Source organism: Streptomyces corynorhini (assembly GCF_003346515.1).
GTDB classification, from domain to species: Bacteria; Actinomycetota; Actinomycetes; order Streptomycetales; family Streptomycetaceae; genus Streptomyces; species Streptomyces corynorhini.
On record NZ_QQNA01000444.1, the window covers coordinates 1 to 2119 of the forward strand.

Here is a 2119-nt window from a genome sequence, read left to right on the forward strand (position 1 = left end):
TCCCCGAGGTCCCCGAGGTCCCGGTTGCGCTCCGGAACCCGCTCCCCCGCCGCCGCCCGCGCGTCCACCAGCCGGTCCACCGCCAGCGCCAGCAGGGCGCCCAGCGCCGGGGCGCAGATCATCGCCACCCGGGACTCGATGACCGACTCGAACAGCGGCTGGTGCGCGAGGGCGCGCCACGGTCCCGGCAGCACCACGTCCGTGAAGGGGATACGGACCTTCGGCCCCAGCGACAGCAGCGCCGCCGCCAGCGCCGTGAAGGCCAGCGCCCTGACCACCGTCAGCCGCCACAGCCAGACCACGAGGCCGACGGCCAGGGAGATCAACGGCCAGCCGTAGAAGGCGTTCTGTTCTGTGCGGTTCATCGCGAGGCCGTCGGCCGTCGTCTCGTCGCCGAACAGCGCGCGCCCGGAGAACTCCAGGAAGGCGAGCGGACTGTTGCCCGCGTTGTCGCCGTGCAGCACGCTGTGGTAGCTCTGCGGGCCGAAGAACTGCCAGCCCAGCGGGAACGCGACCAGCGGCAGACAGACCAGCAGCGCCCACCCGACCCCGCGCAGCAGGGGCCGCAGCGCCGCCCGTGCCACGTCGCGCCGTACGACGCCGTACGCGCCGACGAACAGCAGCGTCCCCATCGCCGCGATCAGCAGCGGCTCCTCGCCCAGGAAGACCTGGTACGCGGCGAGGAGGCCGAGCAGGACGCCGTCCCGTACGACCTTCGTCCCGTCCGCACCCGCCCCGCCGTTCCTCCCCTTCCCTGCGTCGCACAGCCGCAGCGTCCGGTCGATGATCACCGGAATCATGAACAGCGCGAGGAAGTTGGGGTGCGCGTTCGCGTGCGACATCATCGGCGGCGCGAAGGCGGCGAGGGCCGCGCCGACGGCTGCGGCCGGGCGGTTACGGGTGAGGCGGCGCGCGAACAGCCAGTACCAGGAGCAGGCCGTGGCCGTCAGCCCGAGAGTGAGAACGAGCGCCCAGGTGACGACGGGGCCGAGGGTGAGCGTGAGGGGCGTGAGGGGGACGGAGAGGCCGAGCATGACGGTGTTGGCCATGAGGTTCACGCCGTCGGGGAAGTTCTGGTACGTCGTGAACAGCGGGTTCCGCAGATGCGCGACGTTGTCGGCGGTGACCGCGAAGAACCACTCCCACTGGTTCTGGTCCGAGCCCGCGTCGGCGAGGTACGCGTGGCCGAGGTCGGCCCACAGGCCCTTGTAGAGGAAGAGCGAGGCGAGGAGGAAGAGACCGACGACGGTCAGATCGGCGCGGAGGCGGGGGCGGGGGCGGTTGAAGCCGTGGCCGGGAGCGCCAGGTCCCAGCCTCAGCCGTACCAGCTCCAGCAGCACCCTGCCGTAGTCCAGCGGCCGTACCTTCGACCCGGGCTGGTGCGACCAGCGCACCGGCACCTCCGTCACGGGCCGGCCCGACCGCCGGAAGAAGCGCAGTATCTCGACGTCGATGCCCCAGCCGTCCAGCCGTGAGTCCGCGAAGGCCGCGCGCGCCCGGTCGCCCTCGAAGAGCTTGAAGCCGCACTGGGTGTCGTTGATGCCGTCGACCGCGACCCGCTGTATCAGCCGGTTGCCCAGGCGCCCGAGCCACTCGCGCAGCGCGAGCTGCCGTACCTCTATGCGCGCGTCCGGGTGCGCGCGCGAGCCGATCGCCGCGCCGTCGCCGCCGTCCGCCGTGAGCTGCGCGTCGAGGCGGTCCAGCTCGGCGATCGGGGTGGCGAGGTCGGCGTCGGTCAGCAGTACGCGCCGCCCGCGTGAGGCCAGCACGCCTTGGCGCAGGGCGTGGCCCTTGCCGTGGTTGCCGTGGCCCGCCAGCACGCGGATGCGCGGCTCGGCGGCGGCGGCCTCGGCCGCGATGGCGGCCGTACGGTCGGTCGAGCCGTCGTCCACGACGATCAGCTCCCAGCGGCCCCAGCGGTCCTGGTCGGCACGCAGATGGGCGACGACGGCGTCGAGGGTGGGGCGGAGGCGGTGCTCCTCGTTGTAGGCGGGGACGACGACGGTGAGGCCGAGGTCGAGGTCGCCGGTACGGCCGCTTTTCCCCACACCCGTACCCGTACCCGTGTCCGTACCCGTGTCCGTACCCGTGTCCGTACCCGTGTCCGTGCCCGTGTCCG

At 72.7% G+C, this 2119-nt stretch carries 1 protein-coding gene; it reads right to left on the reverse strand.

Features of this window, described 5'->3' with window-relative positions:
• Positions 1-2048: dolichyl-phosphate beta-glucosyltransferase (locus DVH02_RS34265; RefSeq protein ID WP_147286213.1), on the reverse strand; the 2048-nt coding region annotated here is incomplete at its 3' end.
• Between the last annotated feature and the right edge of the window lie 71 nt (positions 2049-2119).